Origin of the sequence: Paenarthrobacter sp. NPDC089322 (assembly GCF_040684895.1) — a bacterium.
Lineage (GTDB): Bacteria > Actinomycetota > Actinomycetes > Actinomycetales > Micrococcaceae > Arthrobacter.
Genome location: NZ_JBFBGW010000003.1, coordinates 163,126 through 188,297, shown reverse-complemented (window position 1 = coordinate 188,297; position 25,172 = coordinate 163,126). Strand labels below are relative to the sequence as shown.

At 63.2% G+C, this 25,172-nt stretch carries 20 protein-coding genes and 1 tRNA gene; 9 read left to right on the top strand and 12 right to left on the bottom strand.

The genetic code is table 11. The annotated features are described in order from the left end of the window. Window positions 1-4: 4 nt before the first annotated feature. The 11 genes from AB0N65_RS04830 to argS form a co-directional block, all read right to left on the bottom strand. Window positions 5-961, bottom strand: coding sequence for a glycosyltransferase (locus AB0N65_RS04830; protein ID WP_364158432.1), 957 nt, complete (start codon window positions 959-961; stop codon window positions 5-7). Further along, a complete protein-coding gene (locus AB0N65_RS04825) occupies window positions 961-1,746 on the bottom strand; it encodes a WecB/TagA/CpsF family glycosyltransferase (protein WP_364158429.1) in 786 nt (261 codons plus the stop codon). The genes AB0N65_RS04830 and AB0N65_RS04825 overlap by 1 nt, the downstream gene beginning before the upstream one ends. Beyond that, the gene (locus AB0N65_RS04820) at window positions 1,743-2,561 is read right to left on the bottom strand and encodes an L-threonylcarbamoyladenylate synthase (protein ID WP_364158426.1); all 819 of its coding nucleotides are present in this window, start codon (window positions 2,559-2,561) and stop codon (window positions 1,743-1,745) included. The genes AB0N65_RS04825 and AB0N65_RS04820 overlap by 4 nt, the downstream gene beginning before the upstream one ends. Window positions 2,562-2,573: 12 nt before the next feature. Further along, entirely contained in the window at window positions 2,574-3,446 is an 873-nt protein-coding gene (gene prmC, locus AB0N65_RS04815) for a peptide chain release factor N(5)-glutamine methyltransferase (protein ID WP_364158423.1), read from the bottom strand. 15 nt (window positions 3,447-3,461) lie between these two features. Beyond that, a complete protein-coding gene (prfA, locus tag AB0N65_RS04810) occupies window positions 3,462-4,535 on the bottom strand; it encodes a peptide chain release factor 1 (protein ID WP_364158420.1) in 1,074 nt (357 codons plus the stop codon). A gap of 308 nt (window positions 4,536-4,843) precedes the next feature. Continuing rightward, window positions 4,844-6,985: a transcription termination factor Rho gene (rho, locus tag AB0N65_RS04805; RefSeq protein ID WP_364158417.1), complete on the bottom strand. Its 2,142-nt coding sequence runs from the start codon at window positions 6,983-6,985 to the stop codon at window positions 4,844-4,846. A 309-nt stretch (window positions 6,986-7,294) separates the two neighbouring features. Further along, window positions 7,295-8,269 (bottom strand): homoserine kinase, encoded by a 975-nt coding sequence (gene thrB, locus AB0N65_RS04800; RefSeq protein ID WP_364158414.1) that lies wholly within the window; start codon window positions 8,267-8,269, stop codon window positions 7,295-7,297. Between the two features lie 2 nt (window positions 8,270-8,271). Beyond that, a complete protein-coding gene (thrC, locus tag AB0N65_RS04795; protein ID WP_364158411.1) occupies window positions 8,272-9,375 on the bottom strand; it encodes a threonine synthase in 1,104 nt (367 codons plus the stop codon). After that, window positions 9,376-10,692: a homoserine dehydrogenase gene (locus tag AB0N65_RS04790; RefSeq protein WP_364158408.1), complete on the bottom strand. Its 1,317-nt coding sequence runs from the start codon at window positions 10,690-10,692 to the stop codon at window positions 9,376-9,378. After that, window positions 10,685-12,151, bottom strand: coding sequence for a diaminopimelate decarboxylase (gene lysA / locus AB0N65_RS04785; RefSeq protein WP_364158405.1), 1,467 nt, complete (start codon window positions 12,149-12,151; stop codon window positions 10,685-10,687). Before lysA ends, AB0N65_RS04790 begins: the two co-directional genes overlap by 8 nt. Before the next feature lie 5 nt (window positions 12,152-12,156). Then, entirely contained in the window at window positions 12,157-13,806 is a 1,650-nt protein-coding gene (argS, locus tag AB0N65_RS04780; RefSeq protein WP_364158402.1) for an arginine--tRNA ligase, read from the bottom strand. A 262-nt stretch (window positions 13,807-14,068) separates the two neighbouring features. Between argS and AB0N65_RS04775 the strand changes: the two genes are divergently transcribed. From AB0N65_RS04775 to AB0N65_RS04750, 6 genes are all read left to right on the top strand, one after another. Beyond that, window positions 14,069-14,542: a hypothetical protein gene (locus tag AB0N65_RS04775; protein WP_364158399.1), complete on the top strand. Its 474-nt coding sequence runs from the start codon at window positions 14,069-14,071 to the stop codon at window positions 14,540-14,542. A gap of 5 nt (window positions 14,543-14,547) precedes the next feature. Continuing rightward, the gene (locus AB0N65_RS04770; RefSeq protein ID WP_364158396.1) at window positions 14,548-15,420 is read left to right on the top strand and encodes an FAD:protein FMN transferase; all 873 of its coding nucleotides are present in this window, start codon (window positions 14,548-14,550) and stop codon (window positions 15,418-15,420) included. After that, complete coding sequence (locus AB0N65_RS04765; RefSeq protein WP_364158393.1) at window positions 15,417-16,919, top strand: oxidoreductase; 1,503 nt, start codon at window positions 15,417-15,419, stop codon at window positions 16,917-16,919. Before AB0N65_RS04770 ends, AB0N65_RS04765 begins: the two co-directional genes overlap by 4 nt. Before the next feature lie 174 nt (window positions 16,920-17,093). Further along, window positions 17,094-17,166 (top strand) — tRNA-Arg (locus AB0N65_RS04760). Between the two features lie 175 nt (window positions 17,167-17,341). Further along, window positions 17,342-18,385 carry a M4 family metallopeptidase gene (locus AB0N65_RS04755; protein WP_364158390.1) on the top strand — a complete coding sequence of 348 codons (1,044 nt, stop codon included), beginning with the start codon at window positions 17,342-17,344 and terminating at the stop codon, window positions 18,383-18,385. Window positions 18,386-18,455: 70 nt separating this feature from the next. Further along, entirely contained in the window at window positions 18,456-18,758 is a 303-nt protein-coding gene (locus AB0N65_RS04750; RefSeq protein ID WP_364158387.1) for a protealysin inhibitor emfourin, read from the top strand. Here the strand turns inward: AB0N65_RS04750 and AB0N65_RS04745 are convergent. Next, complete coding sequence (locus tag AB0N65_RS04745) at window positions 18,755-19,723, bottom strand: helix-turn-helix domain-containing protein (protein ID WP_364158384.1); 969 nt, start codon at window positions 19,721-19,723, stop codon at window positions 18,755-18,757. The two genes, AB0N65_RS04750 and AB0N65_RS04745, sit on opposite strands and share 4 nt — an antisense overlap. An 81-nt stretch (window positions 19,724-19,804) precedes the next feature. On the opposite strand from AB0N65_RS04745, the gene AB0N65_RS04740 reads away from it, so the two are divergent. The 3 genes from AB0N65_RS04740 to hrpA all read left to right on the top strand — a co-directional run bounded on the left by AB0N65_RS04740 (window position 19,805) and on the right by hrpA (window position 25,155). Next, window positions 19,805-19,975, top strand: a complete 171-nt coding sequence (locus AB0N65_RS04740) for a hypothetical protein (protein WP_364158381.1) — start codon at window positions 19,805-19,807, stop codon at window positions 19,973-19,975. Window positions 19,976-20,144: 169 nt separating this feature from the next. Continuing rightward, on the top strand, window positions 20,145-21,122 hold the full coding sequence (locus AB0N65_RS04735; protein WP_364158378.1) for a transcriptional regulator: 978 nt from the start codon (window positions 20,145-20,147) through the stop codon (window positions 21,120-21,122). Between the two features lie 28 nt (window positions 21,123-21,150). Beyond that, complete coding sequence (hrpA, locus tag AB0N65_RS04730; RefSeq protein ID WP_364158376.1) at window positions 21,151-25,155, top strand: ATP-dependent RNA helicase HrpA; 4,005 nt, start codon at window positions 21,151-21,153, stop codon at window positions 25,153-25,155. Window positions 25,156-25,172: the final 17 nt, after the last annotated feature.

The window sequence follows — 25,172 nt, the reverse complement described above, 5'->3', positions numbered from 1 at the left end:
GGGTCTACCTGACCGGTTGATGGACTTCGCGCAAGTCGTAGATTCCCTCTAGCACTTCAGCGTTGGAACGCGGCGCCTTCAGGCCGTGGCGCACTCCCTTGAAAAGGCCTTCCAGCAACACCTTTCGGTTCGGCGAGGAAGCAATCGTCCTGGTCCAGTTGCGAATCGACGCGCCCGTGAAAAGCACTTTTTCCCAAGGTGCCAGCGCCGTGGATCGTGTGTAAACCCAGAGTTTGTTCCGCACCTCGTAGTAGAAACGCGGCCCTGGGTCTGCCCCGGCATCGCCGAATACCTTGGTGTGGTGGTTGGCCACTGAGGCAGGCGCTGCCAAGGCGGTGCCGCGACGCGAAATCCTTGCCGTGTATTCGAGGTCGTCATTCCAAATGAAGTAATCGGCGATCGGCAGGCCGTGCCGCTTGATCTCCTCGGCCCGGATCAGCACGGACACAAAGGACGCGCTCCTGATCTGTGTGGCACCGACGCGGGCGGCCATGCTCCGCGATTCGCCGCTGGCCCCGATCCGTGGTCGCATGCGGTTCATGGGGTGGTCCCGGCCGTCAGTCCACACCACGCGGCTGGCGACAAACGCGGGGGCCTCTCCGGTTTCCCGCCGGTAGGCGCCGCACACGTCCAGCGCTTCCCGAAGGGCTTCGGGTTGCGGCTCGGTATCGTCGTCCATGATCCACACTTGGTCCGCTGCGTGGTCAAGGACGGCGCGTTCCATACCCACGACGAATCCTCCTGCGCCGCCGACATTCGTGTTCAGAGTGACGATGTCAGTGGGCACCGAACCCGCATAGTTGCGCAGGAATTCGGCAGTACCGTCAGTGGAGGCATTGTCCACCACGACGACGGCGTCCGGCACCTGGGTGCCGGCGGCGATGCCCGCCAAAGTAGTTTCGAGGAGTTCACGCCGGTTATAGGTCACGACGACGGCGACTACAACGGGTTGGGACGTCATTATTTGCCTTTGGTCTTGGATGGACGGAAGTGCCGGCGGGCCAGAAGGCCCGCAAGCTTCCACGGTTCAACAAAAACGCGGTAGGCGACCCGACCCGGGTGGAGCACCAGCCGCCATGCCCATTCGAGGCCGAGCCGGCCCAACCAGCGGGGTGCGAGCTTCTGGACACCGGCCACTTGCTCGATGGCTCCGCCCACGGCGCAGTAGACGGCGGGGGGCAACTGCAGGAGTCGTCGACGCAGCACCGTCTCTTGGAGCGGCATGCCCAGGCCCAGCAGGACCAGTTGGGGACGGAAGTCCGCCAGCCACGCCACCACGGCATCTTCGATGTCCTCGTCCCAGGCTTCACCGGGCATGCCGTCCACCGTGGCTCCGGGGATGATGGTGCGCAGGCGCGCCACGGCCTCGGTATTCGCAGCACGTCCGGCGCCAATCACGGCAACCCGTTCAAGGCCTTCTACCCCGCCCAGAGCAGGTACCCAGTCCATGGAGCCGAGACGGTAGGCCATGGGTCCTCGCTGAAGTGGCGTGAGCTGGCGTTTGTGGGCAAGTCCCCACAACATTGCGACAGGCGCGCCATCAAGCAACACGATCGAGCTCTGGTCATAGAGGGAACGGAAGTCCGCGCACGAGTGAAACAGGGTGATGCTGTGGAGGTTATGGCCCAGCACGGTTGCGGTGGTGCCGGCGGCAATGAGTCCGCCCAGGGCTTCGATCAGCTCATTGACGCGCAGCGGAGTCGCGTCGACGTCCAGGACGGGGACGCGCTGGCGGTCTGGAATCATTCCGGTTTGGTTTCAGCTGCGGTCTCCGGCGCGGAAGCCCTGATCGGATCCTCGACGGCGGGTGGCTCAGTAACGTCAGCGTGCCCGACTTCACCGTGCGCGGAGTCCGCCGGGACAGTCGCCTCCGATGCGTCATCTGCCCCCGGCAAAGCCGTCTCGCCGACGCCAAGTACGGTCGGAACCACCTCGCGCAGCTGTTCCAAGGAGATCGCTCCCTGGCGCACCACTTTGAACGGAGATGACGTCGCGTCCACGATCGTCGAGGGCACGGCAGCCGTACCCTTCACGGGCCGGAAGCCGCCTTCGAGGTAAACGTCCACGGATTCGGCCAGTTGCATTCTGGCCTCGGAGGCCGTTTGTGCCGCTTCCTGGCCGGTGCGGTTGGCCGAGGAGACAGCAAGTGGACCCGTCAGGCCCAAGAGTTCCAAGGCAAGCTCGTCATCCGGCATACGCAGGGCCACGGTGCCCTTGGTATCTCCCAGGTCCCAGTCCAGGGATGGCTGTGCATGCAGGATGAGCGTCAGTCCACCCGGCCAAAACGCCTGGGCCAGGGCCCTGGCATCGCCAGGTACGTCGGTGGCGAGTCCGTCCAGGGCGTTGATACGCGGGATGAGTACAGGTGGAGGCATTTGCCTGCTCCGTCCCTTGGACGCCAACAACATCGTTACGGCCAAGGGTGAGAAGGCGTCTGCCGCTATTCCATAGACGGTGTCCGTCGGCAGAACGATGCACTTCTTTTCGCTGATGGCACGCTGTGCGTGTTGAAGTCCCTCAGCCCGCTGGTCATCGGAAGTGCAGTTGTATGTTGTGGTCACAGCGCTATTCTTTCACTCATCAGCAGCCTTGTTTGCCAGCACCGCGCTCGTGGCACGTTCCTTGCCATTGAGGTCGAAGTGCGTGGTGACGTCAGTCCAGTGTCCTGTACGCCGCAGGAGTCCCGCGATCCATGCCGCCTGGACTTCGGCGTGTTCCATCACGAAGTAGCCGCCGGCCTTCAGGAGGCGCGCCGCAGAGGCAGCAGCCGCCGTCGGAAGTTCCATGCCGTCCGCTCCCCCGCCGTACAGCGCTTCGGGAGGGTCGTGGAGGGCTACTTCAGGTTCGTTGGGTATGGCTTCCGCCGGGATGTAGGGCGGATTGGACACGACGACGTCAAAGGATCCGTTGTGGTCCGGCAACGCATCACGCAGGTCGCCTTGGATCAAGGTCACACCCAGGGGTTCGAGGTTCCGGCTGGCCCACGCATGCGCAAAAACGCTGAACTCCACGGCGTAGACATCGGCTTCCGGGACCTCGTGAGCGATGGAGCCGGCGATGGCTCCGGAACCGGTGCCGAGATCCACCACCTTCGGCTGCGGAACGCCTTTCAGGTGGTCGATCACCAGCTGAACAACCGATTCTGTTTCGGGGCGGGGAATGAATACGCCTGGCCCGACCTTCAACTCAAGGTGGCGAAAATACGCCACGCCGGTGATGTGCTGCAGCGGAATGCGACCCGCGCGCTCGGCTACAAGTTCGGCATAACCATCGGGAGCCGGCGAATCGCCCAGCAGCATGGTCCTGAGCCGTCCAAGCCCGACCCCCAGGAGGTGCTCGGCAAGCAGTTCGGCGTCAACCCTGGGGCTGGGAACACCAGCGTCGGACAAAACGGCAGCGGCCTCGCGGACTGCGTCCGCGAGGCTTTGGCCTGGGTAGAACGTCATGGAAGGTTCCCGGCGTTACTCGCCGATCGCGTCCAGGCGCGACTGCTCATCCATCTCAATTGCTGACTGGATGACGGGTTCCAGGTCACCGTTCATCACGGCATCAAGGTTGTAGGCCTTGTAGCCGGTGCGGTGGTCCGCGATGCGGTTTTCCGGGAAGTTGTAGGTCCGGATGCGTTCCGAGCGGTCCATGGTTCGGATCTGCGACTTGCGCTGTTCCGAGTTGGCGGCATCGATCTGCTCCTGCTGGTGGGCCAGGAGCCGGGCACGGAGCACGCGCATGCCGGCTTCACGGTTTTGAAGCTGGGACTTCTCGTTCTGCATGGCCACCACGATGCCCGTGGGCAAGTGGGTGATGCGGACGGCGGAGTCAGTGGTGTTCACGGACTGGCCGCCCGGACCGGACGAACGGTAGACGTCGATCTTCAGGTCGCTCTGGTTGATCTCGAGTTCCTCGGGCTCGTCCACTTCGGGAAGCACCAGGACACCGGCGGCCGACGTGTGGATCCGACCCTGCGACTCGGTCACGGGAACACGCTGCACGCGGTGGACACCGCCTTCGAACTTCAACCGCGCAAAGACACCTTCGGCAGGATCATTCGAGTTGCCCTTGATGGCCACGGAAACGTCTTTGTATCCGCCAAGGTCGGATTCGGTGGCGGAGATCATCTCGGTTTTCCAGCCCCGGGACTCCGCATAGCGCATGTACATCCGCAGGAGGTCTCCGGCGAACAAGGCGGCCTCGTCTCCGCCTTCGCCGCCCTTCACTTCAAGAATCACGTTGCGGGCGTCATCCGGATCACGCGGGATCAACAGACGGCGCAACTTCTCCTGGGCCGCGGGAATCTGCTCCTCGAGCTGCTCAACCTCAGCGGCGAAGTCAGGATCCTCGGCAGCCATTTCCTTGGCAGCCTCAAGGTCGTCATTGAGCCCGCGCCACTTGTTGTAAGCCTCCACGATGCCCTGAAGCTGAGCAGACCGCCGCCCCAGCTTCCGAGCCAAGGACTGGTCGGCATAAACGGCAGGATCACTCAACTGCGCCTGGATAGCAGCATGCTCATCAAGCAGTCCCTGAACGGACTCAAACATTTTCAAACCTCTTTCGACTCGTACAAGTCTAATAACTGCGACGAGGGGCTACGTACAGCCCTCGTCGGTGTGCCAACATACGCCGCGCTGAGCACTCGTGGTGCCGAGCCAGGGATCTCCGTTTAAACAAAGACCGCTCAAAATATGCCGGCCAGGGAGTGCGTTCGATGACTCCCAACCTTCGCAAGCTCAGGTCGGGGCCCTCGTCATCTCTCTTATGGCCTGCCGGAGCCGGGTGGCTTGGGATCGCAGATCGCAAGCCACCCGGCGAAGGGGCGGGGCCGGCATATTTTGAGCGGTAAGAGCAGCTACTTGTCGTTGTCCGACTTTGCTCCGAGCGTCGTCTTCTGAACCTGCATGAGGAACTCGACGTTGCTCTGCGTTTCCCGGATCTTGTTGGTCAGCAGCTCGAGGCTCTGCTGCTGCTCCAGTCCGGAGAGGACGCGGCGCAGCTTCCACATGATCTTGACTTCTTCAGCCGACAGCAGGTTCTCTTCGCGTCGCGTGCCGGACGCGTTAACGTCCACGGCCGGGAAGATGCGCTTGTCTGCCAACTGGCGGGACAGACGGAGTTCCATGTTGCCGGTGCCCTTGAACTCTTCGAAGATGACTTCGTCCATCTTGGAGCCGGTCTCGACGAGCGCGGTTGCAAGGATGGTGAGTGAGCCACCGTTTTCGATGTTGCGGGCGGCACCGAAGAAACGCTTGGGCGGGTAAAGGGCTGCGGAGTCCACACCACCGGACAGGATACGGCCGGAGGCCGGTGCTGCCAGGTTGTACGCACGGCCCAAGCGGGTCATGGAGTCCAGGAGGACAACGACGTCCATGCCCATTTCAACGAGGCGCTTTGCGCGTTCGATGGAGAGCTCGGCAACCGTGGTGTGGTCGTCGGCGGGACGGTCGAAGGTGGAGGCAATGACCTCGCCCTTGACGGTGCGCTGCATGTCCGTGACTTCTTCCGGACGTTCATCGACCAGCACCATCATGAGGTGGACCTCAGGGTTGTTGGTGGTGATGGCGTTCGCGATGGACTGCAGGATGAGCGTCTTGCCGGCCTTGGGCGGGGAGACGATCAGGCCACGCTGACCCTTGCCAATAGGGGCCACGAGGTCGATGACACGGGGGCCGATCTTCTTCGGGTCGGTCTCGAGGCGAAGGCGCTCGGACGGGTAAAGCGGAACCAGCTTGGCAAACTCAACGCGGTCCTTGAGTTCTTCAGGCGTCTTGCCGTTGACGGACGTCACACGGACCAGCGCATTGAACTTTTGGCGCGAGGACTGCTGGTTGCGGTCTTCGCCTTCACGCGGAGCCCGGATGGCACCAACCACGGCGTCGCCCTTGCGCAGGTTGTACTTCTTTACCTGGGCGAGGGAAACATAGACGTCGTTGGCTCCGGGGAGGTAGCCGGACGTACGAATGAATGCGTAGTTCTCCAGGACGTCGAGGATGCCGGCAACGGGCAGCAGGACGTCGTCTTCGGTGACTTCGATGTCATCGACATCCGGTCCCTGGGCACGTCCACGACGACGTTCGTTGCGGTCGCGGAAACGGTCGCTGCGGGTGTTGCCGTCGCGGCTGTCCTGGCCGCCACGACGGTCGCCCCGGTCATTCTGTTCGCTGCGGTCACGACGGTTGCGGCGGTTGCGGCGGTTGCCGGTCTCTTCGCCGTCGGTGTCGTCACGGCGCCCGCGGGAACCGTCCCGGCGCTCACGCGGCTGCTGGTCTCCGGATTCGGCCTGTTCGCGCTGTTCCGTGCGCTCTGCGCGCTCGGTGCGGGCTTCGCGCTGTTCGGCACGTTCTCCGCGGGCTTCGCGCTGTTCGGTGCGGGCTTCGCGCTGCTCAGCCCGCTGCTCGGGCGCCTGCGTTTCCGCGGCATCGGCCGGAGCTGCTTCGGCGCGGCGGCGGTTACGGGTACGAGGCTGACGGCGCTCGGTTGCGGATTCGCCGGCTTCCGGTGCTGCCGGTGCTTCGGGAGCCGGAGCTGCCTCGACCTCAGCCGGTGCCGTTGGAGCCTCGGCGCCGGCTGCCACGACGCCGTCGCTCGTGGCACGGCGGCTACGGCCACGGCCCCTTGCACGCGGTACTTCCTGGACAGCCGTATCAGCCGTGGCGTCAGTAGCGGCGGGTGCGCTTTCGACGGCGGTCTTGGCCTTGGTTGCCGGCGCTTCCGCGGGCTCGGCGGTGGTTGCCTTGGCCGACGCGGAAGCGCCCTTTCCGGCCGCAGGCGCCTTGGTGGTCGAGGTACCGGCGCGGTGGGCGGAAATGGCGGTGACCAGGTCCCCCTTGCGCATACGGGATCCACCGGAGATCCCCAACTGGCTCGCAAGAGCCTGAAGCTGGGCGAGCTTAAGGCCGGCAAGGCCGCTGCTCTTGGTGGTTGCTGCCGTTGACGACTCGGCAGCAGAAGATGCGGTGTCCACAGCTGAAGCCAGCTCAGTGGTTTCTGTCACGAAGGATCCTTCCCCCTCGACGGCGTCCAGAGCGAGAGCTGGACGCGATGATTTGTTCTGGGCTGCAGTTCAGATCTGCAGCCGGTGATTTCGGCCGTGCCTGATGGATTGTGGCCAACAGGGCCGGATACTGATTCGTCTTCACTGGATCCAGCTACCTGGAACAGCCGACTGACTATTCAGGGAACAGAGAGAAATCTGCGGAACCTGAGACAGGCCGGAAGGAGACGGCACCACCAGACGTTGACGCAGTTGACGAAAGGAACGGCAATACCACCGAGATCCAAAATCAGGGAACTGCCCGCGGCTTTACCGGCGGTGCACTTCCACTCTAGCACCTTCGACGTCGACAGCCAGCGTCATCACGCGCCAACCGACATCCGGTGTGTTCGCTGCCGTGAACGCGTTGATGTGTTCAACCACGGCGGCTGCTTCGCTTTCGCCGTTCGCAAGGACCATGACGGTGGGACCGGCCCCGGAAACAACAGCGGCATATCCGGCGTTCCGCAGGGCTGCGATGAGGTCGGCGCTGGGACGCATTGCCTCTGCCCTGTAGCTCTGGTGGAGGTAGTCCTCCGTGCCCGGCAGCAGGAACTCCGGCTTACTGGTCAACGCGTGGATGAGCAGCGCTGCGCGTCCGGAGTTCATTGCCGCGGCGTGATGTCCTACCGATGCGGGCAAGAGGCCTCGGGCGGTCTCCGTGGAGAGTTCGTAATCCGGAACGGCAACAACGGGAACAACGGAAGGAGCGACGTCGGCACGGGTGCTGCTGTACTGCTCGCTGTCCTGCCACGACAGCGCCAGTCCGCCGAAAATGGCGGGTGCGACGTTGTCCGGGTGGCCTTCGATCTCGCTGGTCAGCTGCAGGATCCAGTCGCGTCCCTGCCGGGCGTCTTCGGGAACCAGCGCGTTTGCCGCCGTCACCGCAGCAACTACAGCGGAGGCAGAGGAACCTAGTCCGCGTCCGTGCGGATTGACGTTGTCCGCCGTGATTTTGAGTCCGGAACGCTGGAAGCCCAATCGCTCCAACGCGAGGTCAATGGCGCGGACCACCAGGTGACTGGCATCGCGGGGAAGGGTTTCGGCGCCCTCACCGGAGAGCTCGAATTCGAGCTCTCCGGTGCCGAGCGTTTCGACCGTCAAGGTGTCGTATATGGACAGGGCCAGGCCGAGGCTGTCGTAGCCGGGGCCCAGGTTGGCACTCGTACCGGGGACCTTGACGGTCAGCCGCTGGCCTACCGCGACGAGTGCACGATCGGTCGCGGTGGGCTGCGTTGATTCCACTCTTACTTTTCTTCCAGTCCCAGTTCTGCTGCAACGGTAACGACGTCGTTGGGCACCTTGACGGGCTGCACGTCACTGCCGTCTTCGGTGCGGAGGGCCCACTGCGGGTCCTTCAGTCCGTGCCCGGTGACGGTGATGACGATGGTCTTGCCTGAGGGAACCTCACCGGCTGCGTGCTTCTTAATCAGGCCTGCGACGCCGGCGGCGGAGCCGGGCTCAACGAAGACGCCTTCCTTGGACGACAACCAACGGTGCGCTGCCAGGATTTCGTCATCGGTGACGGCTTCGATCAAGCCGCCGGACTCATCGCGGGCGGCTACGGCGGTTTCCCACGAGGCGGGGTTGCCGATACGGATGGCCGTGGCGATGGTGTCGGGTTCGGTGATCGGGTGGCCGGCAACGAAGGGCGCGGCACCGGCAGCCTGGAAACCCCACATGACGGGAGTCTTGGTGGAAACGGCAGGCAGTGTCCCGTTGGCGGTTTCGAACGGAGCGGAGTACTCCTTGTAACCCTTCCAGTAGGCGCTGATGTTGCCGGCGTTGCCGACGGGCAGCACGTGGATATCCGGAGCGTCGCCCAAGGAGTCCACCACTTCGAAGGCGCCGGTCTTCTGGCCCTGGATACGGGCAGGGTTGACGGAGTTCACCAGGAAGACCGGGTAGGACTCACCCAGCTTGCGGGCGATGTCCAGGCAGTTGTCGAAGTTGCCGTCCACCTGCAGCAGCGTGGCACCATGGGCGATGGCCTGGCTGAGCTTACCCATGGAGATCTTGCCCTCAGGGACCAGGACTGCGCACTTGAGGCCGGCAGCAGTCGCATAGGCGGCCGCCGAAGCGGAGGTGTTTCCCGTGGACGCGCACACAACGGCCTTCGCCCCGGCCTCCACCGCAGCGGTCATGGCCATGGTCATGCCGCGGTCTTTGAAGGAACCCGTGGGGTTCATGCCTTCGACCTTGAGGTAGACCTCGGAGCCGGTAAGCTCCGAAAGCTTCCGGGCGTGGACCAGCGGCGTGCCGCCCTCTCCGAGCGAAATGACCTTGGTGGCTTCCGTTACGGGCAAACGATCAGCGTATTCACGGATTACTCCGCGCCATTGGTGAGCCACTTAGACCCCTTCTACCCGCAGAACGGATGTTACAGAATTGATGACGTCGAGGCCTTTCACGGCCTCCACGGTTGCTGCGAGTGCAGCTTCGGACGCACGGTGCGTCACGATTTTCAGCTCGGCCGACTCAACGTTCGAGGCAGCATCGCGGTGGATCGTTTGGCGCATGATCTCGATTGAGACACCGTTCTCGGCAAAGATGTGCGCGATGCGTGCCAGCACACCCGCCTGGTCCGCTACGTCCAGGCCGATGTAATAGCTGGTGTTCGAAGCGTCGATCGGCAGGGCAGGAACGTGTCCCGTGGTGGTTTCGGTGCGGCCAGGCCCGCCGAGGACCAGCCGGCGCGCTGCCGACACGAGGTCGCCCAGGACGGCCGACGCCGTAGGAGTGCCGCCCGCGCCCTGGCCGTAGAACATCAGTTCGCCGGCGTTTTCGGCTTCAATGAAAACGGCATTGAAGGCGCCGCGCACAGCTGCCAGCGGGTGTTCACGGGGCAGGAGTGTGGGGTGCACCCGGACGGAGATCCCGTCGCCGTCATCTTGTGTCTCGATCTTCTCGGCAATGGCGAGAAGCTTGATGACGAAGCCGGCTTCCTTGGCGGAGGCGATGTCCTCTGCGCTGACCTTGGTGATGCCTTCGCAGTAGACGTCATCCAGCGAGAACCGCGTGTGGAAGGACAGCGAGGCCAGGATCGCTGCCTTGGCCGCAGCATCATGGCCTTCGACATCTGCGGTCGGATCAGCTTCGGCATAACCAAGGCGCTGGGCTTCAGCGAGGGCATCGGCGAACTGCGCGCCGGTGCTGTCCATCTGGTCAAGGATGAAGTTGGTGGTTCCGTTGACGATGCCGAGGACCCGGGTGATGCGGTCACCGGAAAGGCTGTCGCGGATGGGCCGCAGGATGGGGATGGCCCCTGCCACTGCGGCTTCGTAGGACAACTGGACGCCGGCTTTGTCGGCCTCTTCGTAGAGTGTGGGACCGTCCTGTGCGAGGAGGGCCTTGTTGCCCGTGACGACGCAGGCGCCGTTCTGGATGGCGGTCAGGATCAGCGAACGTGCCGGCTCGATTCCACCCATGAGCTCGATGACGAGGTCTGCGTCCTTGACGAGCGTTTCGGCATCGGTGGTGAACAAGTCACGGGGCAAGTTGACGTCCCTGGGCGAGTCCGGATTCCGCACTGCGATGCCGGACAGTTCCAGCCGGGCACCGCTGCGTGCAGCGAGTGCCTCGGCGTCGTCAATCAGAATCCGCGCGACCTGGGCCCCCACGTTGCCACAGCCCAGCAGGGCCACCTTCAGGTTTCGCACTTCAGACATTCGCCACTCCCATGTCACGGTTCAAGAGATCTTCTTCGGTTTCCCCGCGGACAATGAGCCTGGCGGCTCCGTCGCGCACAGCGACGACTCCTGGCCGGGCCAGGTAGTTGTAGTTGCTGGAGAGGGCCCAGCAGTAGGCGCCGGTACCCGGTACTGCGAGCAAATCACCGGCTGCCACATCCGCGGGCAGATATACATCTCTAACAACTATGTCGCCGCTCTCGCAATGTTTGCCCACTACGCGGGACAGCTGCGGAGCAGCGTCAGACCCGCGGGAAGCCAAAATCGCCGAATAATCCGCGTCGTAAAGCACCGGACGGGCGTTGTCGCTCATGCCACCGTCCACCGACACATAGCGGCGGGGATACGTAACGTTTTCCTCGTCCTCCTTACCGGAGGGGACGTCAACACGAATGGTTTTCAGGGTGCCTACCTCGTACAACGTGAAGGTGGTGCTGCCAACGATCGCGCGCCCGGGTTCGATGGAGATACGGGGTGAATCGATGCCGAGTTCGGCACACGTGGAACGTACGACGGCGGCCATCGCCTGCGCGATGTCTGCCGGCGGGCGGGGCGTGTCCACAGGCGTGTACGCGATTCCGTAGCCGCCCCCAAGATCGAGTTCCGGCATGACGATGGAGTACTTGGCCTGCATGGCGGCCTGGAAGCCCAGCAGTTTCACTGCAGCCAGGGCAAAACCGTCGGGCTCGAATATCTGGGATCCGATATGGCAATGCAACCCCAGGAGTTCCACGCTGGGATACGACGTCGCTGCTGCCACGGCCTCTTCGGCAGCGGACAAGCCCTTTTCTTCCGTGGAGTCTTCGGCCATGGAGAGACCAAATTTCTGGTCTTCGTGCGCAGTGGCGATGAACTCATGGGTGTGGGCGTGCACTCCGGGTGTGAGGCGCAGCATCACCTTTGCGGTTTCACCGCGGCTGGAGGCGATCTTTGCCACCCGCTCCAGCTCATCGAGGCTGTCCACCACGATCCTGCCGAGCTTCAGGTCCAGCGCACGGTTGATTTCGGCGTCGGACTTGTTGTTGCCGTGCAAGCTCAACTTGGCGCCCGGGATGCCGGCGTGTGTGGCCACAGCCAACTCTCCGCCGGAGCACGTGTCCAAGCGGAGACCTTCCTCCACCACCCAAGCGGCAACGGCCGTGCAAAGGAAGGACTTGCCGGCGTAGTAGACGTCCACGCCCCCGCAGATGTCCGCAAAGGCGGCGTCGAACGCCTCCTTGAAAGCGCGGGCACGGGACCGGAAGTCTGATTCGCTCATGACGAAAAGCGGTGTACCGAACTGTTCCTTGAGCTTACTGACGGCGATCCCGTCAATGGTGACTTCACCGGCGTCGTTCTTCTCCACTCCGGCCGCCCACAGAGGCGACTGAAGCGCGTTGAGGTCTTCGGGAACAGCCAACCATTCAGGCGCAAGCGGAGATTCGTGTGACGGGTTCATTTGCGCTACATCCGTTCCGGCGCCGAAACGCCCAGCAAGTCGAGTCCGTTGGCCAGTACCTGGCTGGTGGCGTCGTTGAGCCACAGCCGCGTGCGGTTGACATCCTGCACAGGCTCGTCGCCCTGCGGCGATACGCGGCAGGCGTCGTACCAGCGGTGATAAGCACCGGCGATAACCTCAAGATGCCGGGCAACACGGTGCGGTTCACGAAGTTCCGCAGCCTTGGCAACAATCGACGGGTAGCTGCCAAGGTACGACAGGAGCTCGTTTTCGGTCTCATGGTCCAGCAACGCCGCATCGAACACCGAACGGTCGACGCCGGCTTCTGCTGCATTCCGTGCCGTACCGCGGGAGCGGGCGTGCGCATACTGGACGTAGAAGACCGGGTTCTCGTTGCTGTTCTTCTTGAGCAGTTCGGGGTCAAGCGTCAGCGGCGAATCCGCGGGGAAACGGGCCAGGGAATAGCGGACTGCGTCCTTGCCCAGCCAGGAAATAAGGTCCTTGAGTTCGATGATGTTGCCAGCGCGCTTGGACAGCTTGGCTCCGTTGACGGAGACCAACTGTCCGATCAGGACCTCGATGTTGACCTCGGGGTCGTCCCCTGCGCAGGCGGCGATAGCCTTCAACCGGTTGATGTAACCGTGGTGGTCGGCACCGAGCAGGTAGATCTTTTCGGTGAACCCGCGGTCCTTCTTGGACAGGTAGTAGGCAGCGTCCGCGGCGAAGTACGTCGGTTCGCCATTGGCTCGGATCATGACGCGGTCTTTGTCGTCGCCGAAATCGGTGGTGCGCAACCATACCGCCCCTCCGTCGTCGAACACATGCCCTTGTTCCCGAAGGCGGGCGACTGCAGACTCGATAGCTCCGGCGTCGTGCAGTTCCTGCTCGGAGAAGAAGACATCGAACTCGACGTCGAAATCGGCCAGGGTGTTCTTGATGTCGATCATCTGCGCTTCATAGGCGGCGGCGCGGATGACAGGAAGCGCGGCTTCGTCAGTGAGTTCGCGGATGTCCGGATGCGCCTTGAGGACTTCGTCACCAAGCTCACGGATGTATTCCCCGGGGTAACCGCCCTCGGGAACGGCACGGCCGTGGAGCCGGGAAAGGACCGAGTTGGCAAAGACGTTCATCTGCGAACCGGCGTCGTTGATGTAGTACTCGGCCGTGACGTCGGCACCGGAAGCCCGCAGCACCCTGGCAATGGCGTCGCCCAGGGCGGCCCAGCGAGTGTGGCCGATGTGCAGGGGGCCGGTGGGGTTTGCCGAGACGAACTCCATGTTGACCACGTGGCCTGCGAGCGCTTGGTTGGTGCCGTAGGCGGACCCTGCCTCGACGATCACCTTGGCGAGCGCTCCGGCCGTAGCGGCATCCACTGTGATGTTCAGGAACCCGGGCCCTGCGATTTCCACGCCGGTCACGCCCGGGATTCCCTGCAGGTGATTGCTGAGGATTCCAGCAAACTCGCGCGGGTTGGTACCGGCCTGCTTGGCCAGCTGCAGCGCGATGTTGGTGGCCCAGTCTCCGTGATCCCTGTTCTTGGGTCGCTCCACCCGGACGTCGTCGGGTACGGCAGATTCCGCCAAGGCGATTTCGCCGGCAGACACGGCGTCCTTGAGGCAGGTGGATATGGCAGCAGAGAGTTCTTCGGGAGTCACGCATCTAGCCTACCGGGGGCCTGCAAAGACGCGGAATTCGAGGTCGTCCATGTGGAAAAACCGTGCACAGCCGGGGCACAGGAATGGCTGTCTTCGGGCACAGGCTGAACCATTACGCTGAATCCAACGTTGTGAACACGTAGGAAGTGGCCTTGACGGCCGTCCAGTGTCCCTGTCCGTGTTTCAGTCCCAGTCCATGATTCAGTCGAAATCCCATCACCCTATGTCCCAGTCGAAGCGCCCACTTGAAACGAGCAGAACCATGACTACGCCACTCCGCAAGAGCCTTTTCGTCGGTATCGCCGGCCTTTCCATCATGGGAGCGGCGGCGGCCTGCGCCCCCACGTCGCAGCCGTCCACGCAGACGCCCGCTACCGAAAACGGCGGACAGGCTTCAACCAGCAGCCCTTCATCCACTACTGCCGGAACAAGCGGAACGTCGACGTACAAGGACGGCACGTACAGCGCTGACGGAACGTATACCTCTCCCAACGGCCAGGAAACAGTGGGGGTTGAGCTTACGCTCGCCGGCGGCACGGTCTCGGCAGTGAACATCACTGTCCACCCGTCCAACCCCAACACCAAGAAGTTCCAGGGCGAGTTTGCCGGCGGCATCTCGGCACAGATCGTCGGCAAGAACATCGACGAACTCAACGTTTCCAAAGTGGCCGGCTCGTCGTTGACGTCCGGCGGCTTCAACGACGCCGTCCAGCAAATCAAGTCCCAGGCGAAGTAGCAGCGATGCCGCACCCGGGCTGGAGCAGCTTCAGCTTCGACGGGATCGGGACCCGGTGGGAGATTTCGACGGCGGCCGGGCTGGATACGGGAGTGCGGCGCCAACTGCTGGACGCCGTAGAGGAATACGACCAAACGTATTCACGGTTCAGGCAGGATTCGTTGGTGTCCGGGCTGGCGACCAAGCCGGGCCGCGTCGAACTGCCCGGGCACGCTGCCGCGCTCCGCAACATCTACGAGGCTTTGTACCGGCTCAGCAATGGCGCAGTCACACCACTGATCGGCAGCAGCCTGTCACGGCTGGGCTATGACGCCGCATATTCGCTGGCCCCCTCGGGCCCGGCAGAGGCCCCGCCACGATGGGAGGATGCCCTGGATTGGAGTGGTACTGCACTCGTCGCCAAGGAACCGCTGGTCCTGGACATCGGAGCTGCAGGCAAGGGCCAACTCGTCGACCTGCTGGGAAGCATCCTGCGCTCTGCCGGTCATTCCGACTTCCTTGTGGATGGCAGCGGCGACATGCTGCACGCCGGAAACCAACCCGTCACCGTCGCGTTGGAGCATCCCTACAACACTGCGCAGGCCATCGGGATTCTCGAACTGCAGAATTCGGCTCTCTGTGCGTCCTCGACCAACCGCCGTGCCTGGGGGGATGGCCTGCACCATGTTCTGGACGGAAGCACGGGACGGCCGATCCGGACCACCATCGCCACCTGGACGATGGCGGCGAGCGCCATGGTTGCCGATGCCCTGGCCACCGCTCTTTTCATGGTGGAACCGGCAACGCTGGAAGCAGAGTTCGACTTCTCGTGGCTGCGCGTGGTGTCAAGCGGCGCTGCCACATTTTCGGACGGCTTTGAGGGGAAACTGTTCACATGAACGCAGCGAAATCGCGATTGGACACGTGGCTCGGACGATTCACCATGTACCGGCTCATCCTGTGGGTGCTCGGCGTGCTGGTGGGCTACAGCCTCCTCCTGAACGCCCTGGGATGGCTGACTTTCGGAATCCCCCAGATGCTGGTGCACCTCGCCTTGTGCCTGGGCGCCACCTACGCGTCGAATCGCCTCCTGGCACTCCTGTTCCGGACCACGCCGCACTCGGAGTCCTCACTCATCACCGGTCTCCTGTTGTATTTCCTCTTCTGGCCAACGTTCGTTCCCGCTGACGTGGCGGGGGTGGCATTGGCATGTGTCCTGGCAAGTGTTTCCAAGTACGCACTCGCATTCCGCGGCCGCCACATTTTTAACCCGGCAGCCGCCGGGGCCTTCATTACGGGACTGACCGGCTTGAACATTGCCACGTGGTGGGCTGCCACGCCTGCCATGCTCTGGCTGCTCGTGCCGGGTGTCCTGGCGGTTTTGTACCGCACGCGGAAGATGCTCATGGCCACGGTCTTCCTGGTGGTTTCCACAAGTATTATTTTCGTCGAACTGCTGAGCCGTGGAATGTCGGTCGGCCAGGCCCTGTGGCAGCCGCTCGCCCAGCGTCCATTGCTGTTCTTCGTGGGCTTCATGCTGTCGGAGCCGCTCACGTTGCCCCCGCGACGTTGGCAGCAGTTGGCGCTGGCGGCCGTCGTGGGCGTGGTCTTCGCGGTGCCGTACAACCTTGGCTTCGTTGCCAACTCCCCTGAGCTTGCCCTCTTGCTGGGTAATCTCCTGGCCTTCTTCCTGGGCCAGCGTGGCGGCGTCATGTTGACCTTCAAAGGCTCACGCGCCCTGACGCCGGGAAGCCGGGAGTTCCGCTTTGAGCCAAGCCGGCCCGTCCGGTATTCGGCCGGCCAGTTCATGGAACTCAACCTTCCCCACAGCCACTCCGACGGCAAGGGCAGGCGCCGCGTCTTCAGCATCACCAGCGCGCCGGGCGCTCCCGAGGTGACGTTCGGTGTGGGGACGGCCGAACCGCTCTCCACGGCGAAGAAAACACTCCTTGCCCTGAGGCCGGGCGACAAGGTTTCCGCCACCGCAGTGGGCGGGGACTTTCTCTTACCACGCGACACCGGAAGACCGGTCCTGCTGATCGCCGCCGGCATCGGGATCACGCCCTTCCTGTCCCACCTCGCCTCAGAAGCAGCAGCGAGGGACGCGGTGTTGCTTTACCTTGCTTCGGGGCGGAGTGAACTCGCCGCCTGCGAGGAACTCCAAGCGTCCGGGGCAAAGGTGATCGCCCGGCTCGCCGACGGTTCCACTCCACCGGATTTCATGGACGACGCCGGGACCGCGCGGATAGATTCAGCGCGGCTCAAAGAACTCGTGCCGGATATCGGGAGCCGCGACGTGTATGTTTCGGGTTCTCCGGCCAGCGTCGATTCATTGCGTGCCGCTGCCAGGGGCGCGGGTGCACGGCGCGTACACGTCGACTCGTTCGCAGGATACTGACCCGGGATACTGAACCTGGAAACGGGCCGGAACCGCGCGTCCTGCCCGGAAGAGATCACGGCACCTGTTGGATACCTCCATCCTGGTCCCTCGAAGCCATGCCGCGTTTTCTTTTGTGGCTGTGTGGCTGCTAAGCTCTAGGACGTCCCACCGGCAACGGAGGGAACCCCGGATGCCCTCGTAGCTCAGGGGATAGAGCGTCTGCCTCCGGAGCAGAAGGCCGTAGGTTCGAATCCTATCGAGGGCACAAGCAATACCCCGCCAGTCCAGCTGGCGGGGTATTTTTTGTTTTCCCGATGTTCCCGCAGGTCCCGAATTGCCACTATCACTTCGGGGCTTGCCGGGAGGGGAAGGCAATAATGTCGTACCCCGCTCCTAGGCTGAAGTCAGTTAGCGGCCGCAGAGAGCAAAAGGGGTATGCCGTGATCTGTTCCATCGTTCCGCCTTACATGCTGCGCAGGATCGCTGCACAAAATGAACCCGCGTTGCGCGCCGTAGCACGCGCGGCCAAAGAATCGCTCCTGCACATCAAGGATCTGCAGGCCATCCGCGCCACCCCGGTCCCGGCTGCCCCGCCCAGCGCCAGGCAAGCCAAGCCAGGACCGCCCAAGCGCACTGTCTTCGATGCCGACGGTTCGGAAACCCTGCCAGGACGCGTAGTCAGGAAGGAAGGGGCGCCTCCCGTCGGGGATGCCGCCGCCGACGAAGCATACGATGCCCTGGGCGGTACACATCGCCTGTACGCTGACATCTTCGGCCGCGATTCAATTGACGACGCCGGCCTGGCGCTGGACGCGACAGTCCACTACGGGAAGCTCTACGACAATGCCTTCTGGGATGGCAGCCAGATGGTCTTCGGCGATGGCGATGGGCAAATCTTCCAGCGCTTCACCAAGTCCGTCAGCGTCATCGGACATGAGCTTGCCCATGGCGTGACTCAATACACTGCGAACCTCGCGTACCGGAACCAGGCCGGGGCGTTGAACGAATCCATGTCGGATGTCTTCGGCGTCCTCGTGGAGCAATACCTCAAGAAGGAGACTGCAGCGCAGGCCACCTGGCTCATCGGAGAGGGTCTTTTCACGGACCAGGTCCAAGGCGAGGCCCTGCGCTCAATGAAAGCCCCCGGCACCGCCTACGATGACGATGTCCTCGGTAAGGATCCCCAGCCTGATTCCATGGACACCTACGTCCGTACCAGCGCGGACAATGGCGGGGTCCATATCAATTCCGGCATCCCGAACAGGGCTTTCTATGTGGTCGCATCCGAGCTGGGCGGCAATGCGTGGGAGGCTCCGGGGCAGATCTGGTACGGAACGTTGACCAGCGGGGCCTTGCCCGTAGCGTGCACTTTTGGCAAGTTCGCCAAAACCACTGTGGCTACGGCCGAGGAGCTTTTCGGCGCAGGCTCGGCCGAGCATGACGCCGTCCTCAAGGCGTGGGAGACTGTGAAGGTCAAGGTTTAACACCAGTGGGCGGAGGCCCGGACCGGATGCTCCCCCGCCTGGATCCCGCGGAAGGTCGTTAGCAGCCGCCATGAAGATCACCGTCCAACGCAGCGGGGGCGTCGCCGCGATGACCCGCGTATGGATCGTCGACGCCGTGTCGTCCGATGAGAAGGAGCGGTGGCTGCCGATGGTCGAGGCATGCCCCTGGGACGAGGCGAAGAACCAAGCCAGGTCAATCAATCACCCCGACCAATTCATGTACTCCATCCGGGCAGGACAACGCCGCGCCACCTTGCCGGACCGCGCCGTCACCGGGCCTTGGCAGGAACTAGTGGAATGCGCCAAAGCTGAGGGATCGGAGACCCGCGGGCGCATCGGACCCCGCCGCTAAATCGCTTCCGCCAGCTGGCCCCGGAACGCACGGCGGTAACTCTGCGGACTTGTATTCAGCACTTTGGCGAAGTGGTGGCGGAGCAGCACCGATTGACCGAATCCCGCTTCCCGCGCAATTTCGTCGATGTTCAGTTCCGTGGTTTCCAGCAGTTCCTGCGCGCGCAACACCCGCTGGGAGTTGAGCCAGGCCGCAGGGGTTGTGCCCGTTTCCGCCCTGAAGCGCCGCGCAAAAGTCCTGGGCGACATATGCAGCCGGGCAGCGAGCTCATTCACGCTGTGCTCTTGGTCAAGGTGCTCCACCATCCAGCGAAGGAGTTCTTCCATGGGCGCTGAACCGCAGCGGGGCATGGGCCGGTCGATGAACTGGGCCTGGCCGCCGTCGCGATGCGGCGGGACCACCATGTCCCGTGCGATGGCCGCAGCCACGTTGGCTCCAAGCTCCACGCGGACGAGGTGCAGGCACGCGTCGATCCCTGCCGCGGTTCCGGCGCTCGTGATGATGGTTCCGTCCTGGACATAGAGGACGTTTTCATCCACGATTGCCTGCGGGTACCGGCGGGCGAGGTCCTGCGAGTAGTGCCAGTGGGTGGTACACCTGCGGCCATCCAGGAGTCCGGCCCGCGCCAAGGCGTAGGCCCCGGAACAAATCGACATCACCCAGGCTCCCCTGGCGTGGGCTGCCCGGAGGGCATCCATAACGGACTCGGGAACCTCCTGGTCCCTGCCGAAAGGTGCCATGATCACGAGGTCCGCATCGGCTGCCGCCTCAAGCCCTTGGCTGACATGCAGGGAAAGCCCTGATTTCATGCGGACATCGCCCGGTTCGGGAGCAACCACCCGGAAGTCGAAGGCTGGAACGCCCGACCCCCTGTCCGATCTATCGATTCCGAAGACCTCGAACGCAGTGCCGAACTCAAAGATCGAGAAGTTGGGGACAACAATCACGGCTACTGATTTCAACATAACTCCAGTGTGGCAGAAAATTATCTAAATGGGGCATTTCTGCCACTGTTTCTTGGGGGACCGCAAGAGAAGGATGGAGCCATGGAAATCTTCGGAATCATCCTCTTCATCGTCCTCATCACCGCCGTCGCCGCGACCGTCACAGCACTGCTCAAAGACGGGCGCGGACACAATCCACCCATCAACTCCAAGGAACCTTGGAGTGCCCTGGACGCTCCGAGCGCCCCTTACTGGAATCCCCGTATCTACTAGCCGAAGGCCGGACAATCGGGAAGGATCGTGCCAAGCCCATCCAACGGACGTCCGCCGGTTCACGGAATCCACCATGATTTCCGCGATCGGCGGACCTTCTTATGTTCCGTCACTACCGTTCTGTAGCGTCCGTTCTCCGGGCCCTGCTCCGTGGGCTAGATTCATCAGCATGATCCAGACGTCCGCCCGCCTCCTCCAGCTTCTCTCCCTGTTGCAGGTCAGACGGGAATGGACAGGCCCTGCCCTTGCCGACCGAATGGGAGTCACGGAGCGGACTGTCCGGCGGGACATCGACAAACTGCGCAACCTTGGATACCCCATACATGCCTCCCCCGGCATTGCCGGAGGCTATCAATTGGGAGCGGGTGCCCAACTGCCTCCCCTTCTCCTGGACGACAACGAGGCATTGGCGGTCGCACTCGGCCTGAACGCCGTGGCGGCCGGACCCGTCGCCGGGATCGGCGAGGCATCGGTCCGCGCGTTGGCCAAGCTCGAACAGGTCCTGCCGTCCAGGCTTCGGCCCAAGTTCGCCATGCTGAAGGCTGCCGTCACCACTCTTCCCAGCAACGCTGCATCCGTGGACCCACAGCAGCTCACTGTCATGTCGGCTGCCATCTCGGACCGCCGCCAAGTCTCCTTTGACTACGTCAAGTCCGATGGCGCCTCTGCGCGCCGGTTGGTGGAGCCCTACAGGTTGGTGGATACCGGCCGGCGCTGGTACCTCGTAGCGTGGGACGTAGACAGGGAAGACTGGCGGACGTTCCGCGCGGACCGGATCGCGTCTTTACCGTCGGAACGCAAGAAGTATGTGCCGCGCCCGCTGCCTGCCGAGGACCTCGCTGCCTACGTTCAGCAGTCCATCACCCGCTCGCCGTACAGGTTCGACGTCGTGGTGCGGCTCCGCGCGCCGCTCGCCGAGGTGGCTGCCGTCGTCGGGCCTCATATCGCTTCCCTGTCCCCGGACGGGCCCACCGCCACTATCCTTCGCGCCGGTTGGGACAACCTCGCGGCGCCGGCCGCACAACTGGCCGCCCTGGACATGGACTTCGAAATTCTTGAGCCGGCCGAATTCAAATCCTTCGCCCGCCACCTCTCCCACCGACTAAGTGCCGCGGCGCGTGGTGCGACGGAGGCAGGGGACTCATAACGAAAGCCACAGTAGACTGGCAGCAGCCATGACACTTCATATTTCCTACCCCGCCGAGCTGCCCGTTTCGGAGCGCCGCGAGGACCTGATGGCGGCCATTGCCGCAAACCAAGTGACCATCATCGCGGGCGAAACAGGCTCCGGAAAGACCACACAGATCCCCAAGATGTGCTTGGAACTCGGCTTGGGCGAGCAAGGCCTCATCGGCCACACCCAGCCCCGCCGTCTGGCTGCAAGGACAGTAGCCGAACGCATCGCATCCGAGCTCGGCGTCGAAATCGGCCAGGAAGTCGGTTTCCAAGTCCGTTTCACCGGTGAAGTGAGCGCTTCCACCAAGATCAAACTCATGACCGACGGCATCCTCCTGGCCGAAATCCAGCGGGACAGGCTCCTCAGGAAATACAGCACCATCATCATCGACGAGGCCCACGAGCGCAGCCTCAACATCGACTTCATCCTTGGCTACCTCAAGCGGATCCTTCCCCAGCGCCCGGACCTGAAAGTCATCATTACCTCGGCCACGATCGACCCCGGGCGCTTTGCCAAACACTTCGGAACCGAGGAATCCCCGGCTCCGATCCTTGAGGTCTCCGGCCGGACCTACCCCGTGGAGATCCGTTATCGTCCCCTCTCGCAGCCGGCCGACCCCGACGAAGACGGTTCAGACGACGAACTGGAAGAAGACCGCGACCCGCTGGATGCTGTGTGCGACGCCGTGGATGAACTCGCCAAGGAGGCGCCCGGCGACATCCTCGTGTTCTTCTCCGGGGAGCGCGAAATCCGTGACGCGGCCGAGGCCATTAACGGCCGCATACAGGCCAACCGCAGACTTGCCGGTACGGAAGTCCTGCCGCTCTTTGCCCGCCTCAGCCTGCAGGAGCAGCACCGTGTCTTCAATCCCGGGGGCAAGCGGCGAATCATCCTGGCCACCAACGTAGCGGAGACCTCCTTGACGGTCCCGGGCATCAAATATGTGATCGACACCGGCACGGCCCGCATCTCCAGGTATTCGCACCGCACCAAAGTGCAGCGTTTGCCGATTGAACGGGTGTCACAGGCATCGGCCAATCAGCGTTCAGGCCGTTGCGGCCGCGTTTCGGAAGGCATCGCAATACGCCTTTACTCGGAAGAGGACTACGAATCCCGACCGCAGTTCACCGATCCGGAGATTCTGCGGACCAACCTCGCTGCCGTCATCCTGCAGATGACGGCCATGGGCGTTGCCCGCGGACCGAAGGACGTGGAGAACTTTCCCTTTGTTGAGCCACCCGACTCGCGGGCCATCAACGACGGCGTCACACTCCTCCGTGAACTCGGGGCACTAACAGCCACCCAACCACAGGGAACGGCACAACGGGAGGGCCCGGGTGGGACAACGGGGAAAGCACGCAGCAACCAGGCCCGGACCGGCAGCGGCCTGACCGCCGTCGGGCAGAAACTTGCCCAGCTGCCGGTGGACCCAAGACTCGGCCGCATGATCGTCGAAGCGGGCAAACGGGGTTGTGTCCGCGAGGTCATGATCCTGGCTGCCGCCCTCACTATCCAGGATCCGCGCGAACGTCCAACGGATAAGCAGCAACTGGCAGCGGAGAAGCACGCACGGTTCCGGGACGAGAACTCCGACTTCACCGGGTACCTCAACCTGTGGAACTACGTCCAGGAAAAGCAGCGGGAACTCTCCTCGACGCAATTTCGCAGGCTTTGCCGTAACGAATTCATCAACTACCTCCGGATCCGCGAGTGGCAGGACCTTTTTACGCAACTGCGTCAACTGGCCAAGCCGCTGGGTATCACGCTTGACAACAAGCGCGAGGCCGATCCGGTCGGCAACCATGAGGGCATCCATATCAGCCTGCTGTCCGGACTGCTGAGCCACATCGGACTCCTGGACGAGCGAAAGCGTGAATATGCGGGCGCCCGCGGAACCCGGTTCGCCATCTTCCCCGGCTCGGCCTTGTTCAAGAAATCTCCGGCCTTCGTCATGGCTGCCGAACTGGTGGAAACCAGCCGCTTGTGGGCTCGGGTCGCTGCCAGGTTCGATCCCCTATGGGCCGAACAGGTTGCCCCGGACCTGGTCAAGCGCTCCTACAGCGAACCGCACTGGTCCTCGCGCCAAGGTTCCGTCATGGCCCACGAGAAAGTCACGCTGTACGGTGTGCCGATCATCCCCAACCGACGGGTCAACTACGGCCGTATCGATCCCGAATTGTCACGGGAACTGTTTATCCGCCATGCCCTGGTGGAGGGCGAGTGGCGGACCCACCACAAGTTCTTCCACCGGAACCGTGCCCTTCTTCAGGAAATCGAGGAACTGGAAACCCGGATGCGTCGTCGCGACATCCTGGTGGATGACCAGACACTCTTCGAGTTCTATGACGCCCGGGTGGGCAAGGACGTCGTCTCAGAGCGGCATTTCGACAAGTGGTGGAAGGAGGCCCGCCAATCCGACCCGCATCTGCTGGACTTCGACCAGTCGCTCTTGATGAGCGAGGATGCCGAAGCCTTGGACGATTCGGCCTACCCGAAGACCTGGTTGCACAAGGGATTTGAACTCCCCCTTAGCTATGAATTCCATCCGGTAGCTCCCGGTTCCGCCCCGAACCCGTCCGACGGTGTTACGGCCGAAGTTCCGGTGCTGTTCCTGAACCAGCTGGATGACGCGCCTTTCCGGTGGCAGATCCCCGGCCAACGCACGGAGCTCGTGACGGCACTCATCAAATCGTTGCCAAAACAGGTGAGGAAGAACTTCGTTCCCGCTCCGGACGTAGCACGGCAGGCGACGGCCGCCCTCGCGGCGGATTTCGATCCCGCTACGGACGAACTCGAACCATCCTTGGAGTTGGTCCTCCGCCGCCTCCGCGGACATATCATCCCGCCTGGATCGTGGAACTGGGACGCAGTGCCTCCACACCTGCGCGTAAGTTTCAAAGTAGTCGACAGCAGCGGCAAGGTCCTGGACGAAGGTAAGGATCTCGCCGGACTCCAGGAGAAACTGGCCCCCGCTACGCGTCGCGCCATTGCTGAATCCCTCGGGGCCACACCGGCGACGACGACGCGCCCCAAGAAGGGCAAGGACTCCGGAGCATCCGGCCCTGCACAAGTTCAAACTCCGACGCCGGCCAGCTCCGGCGCGGATGTCGCGGGCTCCGCTAACGGTGCGGTTGCCGAACGTACAGGAATCACCCAATGGGACGTCGGTACCATCGAGCGGCAGGTTACCCGAACGGTCAAGGGCCACGCCGTCACAGGTTTCCCCGCCCTTGTTGACGAGGGAAAGTCCGTCGCCCTTCGGGTCTTCCAGACCCGGCAGGAGCAGGAAGCCGCCATGCGCACTGGAGTGATCCGCCTCCTTGCGCTGCGGATTCCCTCGCCGGACCGTTACGTGTTGGAGCACTTGAGCAATACGGAGAAACTGACCTTCAGCCAGAACCCGCACGGCTCCGTGGCAGCCCTGATCGCGGACTGCGCGCTTGCCGCCATCGACAAACTCACGCCGGTAGCCCTGCCGTGGGACCAAGAGGCCTTCGACGCGTTGTATGAAGTAGTCCGCGCAGACCTTATCGATACAGTTTTCACCGTGACGGCCGTCGTCGAGCGCATCCTGGCGAGTACCCGGCGCATCCAGAAGCAGCTGAAGTCGAACGCCAGCCTTGCCCTCATCAGCGCCCTTAACGACATGAAGAGCCAGTTGGAGCAGCTGGTCTTCCCGGGCTTTGTGGCACAGACGGGCTACGCACAGCTGAGTCAGCTGCCGAGGTATCTGCAGGCGATTGAAAAGCGGCTCGAGAAGCTTCCGGGCAACGTCCAACGGGATGGGTTGAACATGGCTGTGATCCAAGCCCTTGAGGACGACTACGATGACGCCGTTTCGGCGTTGCTCCCGGGTCGCCGGGCCGGGACGGAGTTAACCCGGGTGCGCTGGATGATCGAGGAACTGCGGGTCAGCCTCTTCGCAGGGGAACTTGGCACCGCCTACTCGGTCTCCGAGAAGCGTATTCGAACCGTTCTCAACCAAGCCTTGGCGCCTGCCTAAGCAGCTGAACGGAACCC